The organism is Clostridium rectalis, from assembly GCF_900626095.1.
In the GTDB taxonomy this organism is placed as follows: domain Bacteria; phylum Bacillota; class Clostridia; order Clostridiales; family Clostridiaceae; genus Clostridium_AS; species Clostridium_AS rectalis.
Window position 1 is genome coordinate 1 of record NZ_UYZZ01000027.1, and the last position, 992, is coordinate 992.

At 28.4% G+C, this 992-nt stretch carries 1 protein-coding gene; it reads left to right on the plus strand.

Annotation, left to right across the window (positions count from 1 at the left end):
• Positions 1-91 precede the first annotated feature (91 nt).
• Complete coding sequence (locus tag EJL03_RS15845) at positions 92-976, plus strand: DNA cytosine methyltransferase (RefSeq protein WP_125154924.1); 885 nt, start codon at positions 92-94, stop codon at positions 974-976.
• Positions 977-992: the final 16 nt, after the last annotated feature.

Here is a 992-nt window from a genome sequence, read left to right on the forward strand (position 1 = left end):
TGAAATTAATGCGACGAAATAAAATTAAAAGAAAGGAGATAATGAAGTAATTCTAGATAATATGTGACCGGTCATCTTCTGACGAGAAGATATGAATGTATTAAGTTTATGTGATGGAATGAGTGGAGGACAGCAAGCTTTTGAATTAAACGGGATAACATTTGATGGTGTAAATAATAAATATTATTCCAGTGAAATTGAGCCAAGCAGTATAAAAGTTACTCAATATAACTATCCGAATACAATTCAAATAGGAGATATGACTAAAATTAAAGATTTAGATAAATATAAAGGAATTGATGCATTGCTTTCAGGAACACCTTGCAAAAGTTTATCAAGAACTAATACTGAACAGTATAAAAAAGGCTTAGACGGTTCTTCTAAACTATTCTATGATTTTGTAGATATAAAAAAATATATAAAACCAAAATATTTTTTATTTGAAAATGTTGAAAGTATGAGTGTTGAAAGTAAAGATATTATAAGTGAACTATTAGAGGTTGAACCAATAATGATTGATAGCGCATTGTTTTCAGCACAAAATAGAAAAAGATTATATTGGACTAACATACCTATAAATAAATTACCAAAAGAAAATAACTTAGTAATAAAGGATATTTTATTACCTATTGATGAGGTGGAAGAAAAATATTGGTATAAAAATAGAACCTTTACCTTCCATGGAGAAGACAAAAGTGTAGCAGCAACTCTTGATATAAAAGGACATGATATTTTAAAAAGAGTTTCTAGTAAGTATTACAAATCACCAACATTAACAGCGTGTAGAGGTGGAAACTTACAAAAGAAAGTGTATCAAGATGGCAAATGTAGAAAACTAACACCTTTAGAATATGAAAGATTACAAACTGTAAAAGAAAGGTATACAGCATGTGTATCTGATACTAATAGATATAACATGTTGGGTGATGGTTGGACAATTAATGTGATAGCGCACATTTTAAAAGGATTATGTTAGTGTTACAATTCAAAAA

What these genes read in the sequence shown, in the direction of transcription:
- EJL03_RS15845 (WP_125154924.1), top strand. Translation starts at nt 92, where the DNA reads ATGAATGTATTAAGTTTATGTGATGGAATGAGTGGAGGACAGCAAGCT.